We start from the raw sequence: 6,397 nt of genomic DNA on the forward strand, positions 1-6,397 counted from the left end.
CCCACCCCCCACACGTCACCAACGTGTTCGACGCCTGGAGGCTACTAACGGGTAAACCTGCGGACAAGGGGTCCGGGCCGCTTCGTTACGGGAGGGCGCCGGGCGCGTCGATCAAGCAAAGATAACGTGGGCCGTTCGTAGGGAATCCACAAAGAATCACCCGGGGCAGCTGACCTGCAGCACAGAGACCCCTGCCACATGACGGGGTTACTGTGCAGTCGGGGATCCCCCTGACCTGGGGCGCCACAAGGGTTCTTCAGTCGAAGAGACCGCGCATCACACTCCGTGTGGGCAAGGTCACCACTGGGGAAGGGTCGAAAGGCCGTGTGGGCTGTCCCTAAACTCAGCTTGTTTTCAAGGAGGGAGCCATCGTGCGCAAGGTGCTCATCGCCAACCGTGGCGAAATCGCTGTCCGCGTTGCTCGGGCCTGCCGGGACGCCGGGATCGCGAGCGTAGCCGTCTACGCCGATCCGGACCGGGACGCCCTGCACGTCCGCGCGGCCGACGAAGCTTTCGCGTTGGGCGGTGACACCCCGGCCACCAGCTACCTGGACATCTCCAAGGTCCTCCAGGCCGCAGCCGATTCCGGTGCGGACGCCATCCATCCCGGATACGGCTTCCTCTCCGAGAACGCCGACTTCGCGCAGGCCGTCCTCGACGCGGGCCTGACCTGGATCGGTCCCCCGCCGCAGGCGATCCGCGACCTCGGCGACAAGGTCGCCGCCCGCCACATCGCGCAGCGCGCCGGGGCTCCGCTGGTCGCCGGCACCCCCGACCCGGTCTCCGGGTCGCAGGAGGTCGTCGCCTTCGCCGAGCAGCACGGCCTGCCCATCGCCATCAAGGCGGCCTTCGGCGGCGGCGGCCGCGGCCTCAAGGTCGCCCGCACCCTCGAAGAGGTGCCCGAGCTCTACGACTCGGCGGTCCGCGAGGCCGTGGCCGCCTTCGGCCGCGGCGAGTGCTTCGTCGAGCGCTACCTGGACAAGCCCCGGCACGTCGAGACCCAGTGCCTGGCCGACACCCACGGCAACGTCGTGGTGGTCTCCACCCGTGACTGCTCCCTCCAGCGCCGCCACCAGAAGCTGGTGGAGGAGGCCCCCGCCCCGTTCCTGACGGACGAGCAGAACGCCGAGCTGTACGCGGCGTCGAAGGCCATCCTGAAGGAGGCCGGCTACGTCGGCGCGGGGACCGTCGAGTTCCTCGTCTCCGCCGACGGCCTCATCTCCTTCCTGGAGGTCAACACCCGCCTCCAGGTCGAGCACCCGGTCACCGAAGAGGTCTCCGGCATCGACCTGGTCCGCGAGATGTTCCGCATCGCCGACGGCGAGGAGCTCGGCTACGGCGACCCCGTCCTGCGCGGGCACTCCATCGAGTTCCGCATCAACGGCGAAGACCCGGGCCGCGGCTTCCTGCCCGCCCCCGGCACGGTCACGAAGTTCGCCCCGCCGTCCGGCCCGGGCGTCCGCCTGGACGCGGGCGTCGAGTCCGGCTCGGTCATCGGCCCCGCCTGGGACTCCCTCCTGGCCAAGCTGATCGTCACCGGCGCCACCCGCGAGCAGGCCCTCCAGCGCGCCGCCCGCGCCCTGGCCGAGTTCGAGGTCGAGGGCATGGCCACGGCCATCCCCTTCCACCGCGCCGTCGTCGTCGACCCGGCCTTCGCCCCGGCGGAAGGGCCCTTCACGGTCCACACCCGCTGGATCGAGACCGAGTTCGTCAACGAGGTCCCCGCCTTCGTCGCCCCGGCCGCGGACGACACCGAGGACGAGCCGGGCCGCGAGACGGTCGTCGTCGAGGTCGGCGGCAAGCGCCTGGAGGTCTCGCTGCCGTCGTCCCTGGGCATGACCCTGGCCCGCACGGCGGCCGCCGGCGGGGCGAAGCCCAAGCGCCGCGCCGCGAAGAAGTCCGGCCCGGCCGCGTCCGGCGACACCCTCGCGTCCCCGATGCAGGGCACGATCGTCAAGGTCGCGGTCGAGGAGGGCCAGCAGGTCACCGAGGGCGAGCTGATCGTCGTCCTCGAGGCGATGAAGATGGAGCAGCCGCTCAACGCGCACCGCTCCGGCACGATCGTCGGCCTCAAGGCCGAGGTCGGCGCCTCCCTCACCTCGGGCGCCCTGATCTGCGAGATCAAGGACTGACCTTCGCGGCCCGTCGCGCGAAACGACAGCGGCCCCCAGGACCCTTTCGGGTCCTGGGGGCCGCTGTCATGTGTGGCTCCCGGCGGTTACCAGGTGCCGGGGGCCGCCTCCCAGCTCTTCAGGGGGTTCTCGAACCCACCGTCGGTGCGGGCCTTGAAGGTGTGGGCCGAGCTCGACCCGTTGGCGTGGTTGTACATGATCGCGATGTCCTCGCGGCCGTCCTTGTCGGTGTCCCCGGACACCGGCAGAGCGGCCTCTCCCGCGTGCCAGATCCCGTGCTCGGTGGTCCAGCTCATGACGTCGTCGTTGATCCCGCCGTCCGGCCTGCCGGTCAGCGTGAACAGCGCGGAGCGGCCGTTCGTGTAGTCGTACATGATCGCCAGGTCGTCGCGGCCGTCGTTGTTGTAGTCGCCCGCGGTCACCTTGCTCTTGTTCCACTCCCAGTTGCCCGGGGTGCGGGTCCAGGAGGCCACCGGGTTGGCGAAGCCCCCGTCGGCCTTGCCCAGCAGGGTGTAGGCGGTGACGGTGCCGTTGCCGAAGCCGTAGATCGCCAGGATGTCGTCGCGGCCGTCGCCGTTGAAGTCGCCCGCGACCTGCTTCGACTCGTTCCAGTACCAGCCGCCGTTCGCGGAGCGCCAGCTGCCGAAGGAGGCGTTGAACGTACCGTCCGGCTTCGAGAGGAAGGTGTGCGCGCCGGTCGAGCCGCCGTGGTCGTAGAACATCGCGACGTCGTCGCGGCCGTCGCCGTTGAAGTCGCCCGCGACGAGCTTGGCCTTGGGCGCCTCCCAGCTGCCCGCGGGGACGAAGGCGCTGCGCGGCAGCGAGGTGAACGTCCCGTCCGCGTTGCCGAGGAAGGTGAACATGCCGTTGGAGCCGCTGCCGTAGTCGTGCAGGGCGGCGAGGTCGTCACGGCCGTCGTTGTTGAAGTCGCCCGCGACCCACTGCGCGTGGGTGGCACCGAAGTTGCCGAAGCCGCTGTTGAACGCGAGGACCGGCGCGTCGAACCCGCCGTCGGCCTTGGCGGGCATCACGTACAGGTGCGTGGTGTCGAAGCCGAAGTCGTAGACGGTGGCCAGGTCGGACCGGCCGTCGCCGTTGAAGTCCCCCGCCAGCTCCTTGCGGAACTGGTCGGTGCGGTCGGTCGCCCGGTGCTCGACGCTGACGCCCGTGTCACGGCTGTGGCGGATGTAACCGCCCGAGAAATCCTCGCGGGGGCCGCCGGCGACGTCGTACTCGTCCGACTGCGGGTAGCCCAGGAAGCTCTTCTCGGCGCCCAGCGCGATCCACTTCTGGCGGATCGTGCCGCGCACCGACCAGGCGCGCTGGGTGCTCGACGTCCAGTAGACGGATGCCGTGTCGACGCCCTGGCCGCGGTGGCGGAAGTGGTTGAAGCGGCCGATGTTGTCGGCGTTGCCGGTCTCGTCGGTGGTCGGGTAGCCGAGCCAGCCGCCGGGACCGCCGGTCTCCAGGTACTTCTTGTAGATGGTGCCGTGGATGGACCAGGAGCCGTAGTCGGGCGTGTAGTAGATGGCGCCGTTGCCGCCGGACCCGGTGAAGGTGGAGAACCAGCCCACCTGGTCGAAGGTGTTGCCCTCGTCGGAGGTCGGGTAGCCGAGGAAGCTCTTCTCGGCACCGAGGCTGATCCACTTGCCGCGGATGCCGTTCATGACGAGCCAGGCACCGGTGCTCGGGTGCCAGTAGACGGAGGCGTTGTCACTGGCGGCGTTGAGCGTCCGCAGGTGCACGAACTTGCCGCCGTCGGCGGTGTCCTGGACGTTGCCGGAGGGCTTGCCGAACTGCGCGGCGCCGCCCTTGGCCCGGAACTTCGCCAGGATCGGACCGCACAGGCTGTGGGTGCCGGAGACCGCCGAGGGGACGGTCTCGCACTCGGTCCACGGCGTGCCGTTGACGGCGAGCTGGCGGGCGGGTCCGAAGACCGACCCGTTGGTCAGCGGGCGGCCCGGGAACTCGTTGATCACGCCGCTGGCGTTGCGCGACCACAGGTCGGGGTAGCCGTCGTTCTCGATGTCGCCGATGCTGGTCAGGTGCGACCAGGCGGCGTCGGTGAAGCCGGCGCCGATGGAGGCGGTCCGCACCGCGGGGTCCGCGTACACGGTCAGGTCGATGGCCGCCTTCGCCGCCGGATCGGTGGTCTTGCGGCTGGTGTACTGGTGGACCTTGCCGGTGGTCTTGCTGCGCGCCCAGATCTCCGGCAGCGTGTCGCCGTTCAGGTCACCGGGGGCGCTCAGCGTCATGTCCTGCCAGTCGGCGTTGCCGAGCAGGACGGGGTCGAGGCCGCGCGGGGTGATGCTGCCGGTCGGCGTACCGAAGTACAGCCAGAGCTTCGCGTCCTCCTTGACCAGCAGGTCGGGCTGGTCCTCCTCGCCGACCTTGCCGTCGGCGTTGTCGTCGTTGACGCTGCCGATGGCCACCGCCTGCTGGGCACGGGCCCAGTGGTTGTCGGTGGTGTAGCGGGCCTTCAGCTCGAAGCGGCTGCTGTCGACGGGCTGGAGCTCACCGTCGCCCTCGCCCGGGTAGACGTACAGCTGCTTGATGGTGGGGTCGGCGTCCGAGGGCCGCAGCGCGACGAGGTCCTCGTAGAAGTCGCCGCCGTTCCAGCTGCCCCACTGGGACAGCGAGGAGACGTTGTTGAAGTTGCCCTGCCGGACCTGGCGGGGAGTGCCGAAGGTGCCGTTGCCCTTGCCGGGGACCATCGAGAGCTTGCCGGAGCCCGGCTCCACGCTCCAGATGTCGACGGCGCCGTCGCCGTTGACGTCGCCGTGCTTGTCGCGCTCCAGCTTCCGCTTGGCGTAGAAGTGGTAGGCCGTCGCGTCGGAGCGGTTGCCCGCCGCGTCCAGGCTCCACACGTACAGGGAGTGCGGGCCGGCCGCGGTGGGGGTGTACTTGATCTGTCCGGGACCGCCGAGAGAGGCCGCGTTCACCGTGTGCACCGTCGGGTCGGTGGCCGTGTACCACTGGTACCGGTTGACGTCGGTGACGCCGTTGGCCGTGACGTTGAAGATGCCCTCGGTCCGCGCGAACGTGGGGTTGTCCGGGTTGTTCGCGGGGAACTGCACCGAGCTGACGCCCGGCTTCGTGGAGGGCCGGCTGCGGTCCAGGGTGAAGGAGCACTGTCCGGCCCAGGGGCCGGAGCCGGCCTCGTCGACGCCCTTCACGTCCCACCGGTAGGTGGAGCCGGTCAGCTGGGAGGCGGGGATCCGCAAGGTGGCGACGCCGCCGTTGGCGACGGCGACCCACGGCCGCTGGATGGTGCCGCTGTAGTCGTCCTCCTTCCACCAGTTGAACTCGGCGTGCAGGCCGTTGTCCTCGGCGTCGCTGATGCGGGCGCGCAGCACGACCTCGTCCGTCGTGCCGATCTGGCCGCCGGTGCACGGCACGAACGGGTCCATCGACCGGTCCGCCGGGGTGTTCGGCAGCGTGTTGTACCGGGTGGAGATGCGGGCGCTGTCCGGGTTCATCTTGCGCCAGGAGACGTCGACCGTGTCCGTGGCCGACTTCAGGCCGACGGTCCAGGCGGGCCAGCTCCAGCGGGCGGCGTCCGAAACCGCGGAGGTCACGTTGAGCTCGATGGTGTCGCTGTCGCCGGGGCAGTTGCGGCCGCCGTAGGACTGGCCGGAGGAGTCGACGTGGCGCTTCCAGGCCGGCTGGTTGTTCCAGCTGGTGGAGGTGCTGATGCCGGCGGTGTCCCAGATCTGGATGTCACCGGACTTGCAGCTCCAGGAGCCGGCCGACTTCTGCTGGATGCGGAAGGTGGCGTCGAGGATCTGCTTGCCGCCCAGGTCGCCCATGCCGATCTGGAAGAAGGTCTTGGCGCAGACCACCGCGTTGCCCTTGGCGGCGTCCTTGGCACAGCCGACGCGGGCGTCGTTGCTGAGGGTGCCGCCGTTCCAGTAGGACTGGCCCGCCGAGCCGGCGACGCCGTTGTGCTTGTAGGCGAGCGCCCAGACCGACTTCCAGTCGTCGCGCCACACCGGGTCGATGACGACCGGGAACGCGGTGTCCGCAGCCGTGAGCAGCTTGCGGTCCGTGGTGAGGGTGAGCTTGTCGCCCTTGAGCTCGACGCCGAGGTCGGCCTGCCTGGTACCGAGGCCTATGCCGTCGACGGCGCGGACCCGCTCGGAGGCGGGAGTGGCGGGGGCGGCGGGAGCCGGGGCCTGGGCGGGAGCGCCTGCCGCGGGCGCCTGGGCGGGAGCGGCGGACCGGGCCGCCGCTCCGGCGGGCGACGTGGCCGCGGGGGCCGGCGC

Annotated in this window: 2 protein-coding genes; one reads left to right on the top strand and one right to left on the bottom strand. The window is 70.5% G+C overall.

Annotation, left to right across the window (positions count from 1 at the left end):
- Window positions 1–371 precede the first annotated feature (371 nt).
- Window positions 372–2,132, top strand: coding sequence for an acetyl/propionyl/methylcrotonyl-CoA carboxylase subunit alpha (locus ACFWU6_RS15430; protein ID WP_383810086.1), 1,761 nt, complete (start codon window positions 372–374; stop codon window positions 2,130–2,132).
- Between the two features lie 86 nt (window positions 2,133–2,218).
- Here the strand turns inward: ACFWU6_RS15430 and ACFWU6_RS15435 are convergent.
- Window positions 2,219–6,397: FG-GAP-like repeat-containing protein (locus ACFWU6_RS15435; protein ID WP_383981321.1), on the bottom strand; the 4,179-nt coding region annotated here is incomplete at its 5' end.

It is taken from the genome of Streptomyces sp. NPDC058674 (assembly GCF_042716505.1).
Classification (GTDB): Bacteria; Actinomycetota; Actinomycetes; order Streptomycetales; family Streptomycetaceae; genus Streptomyces.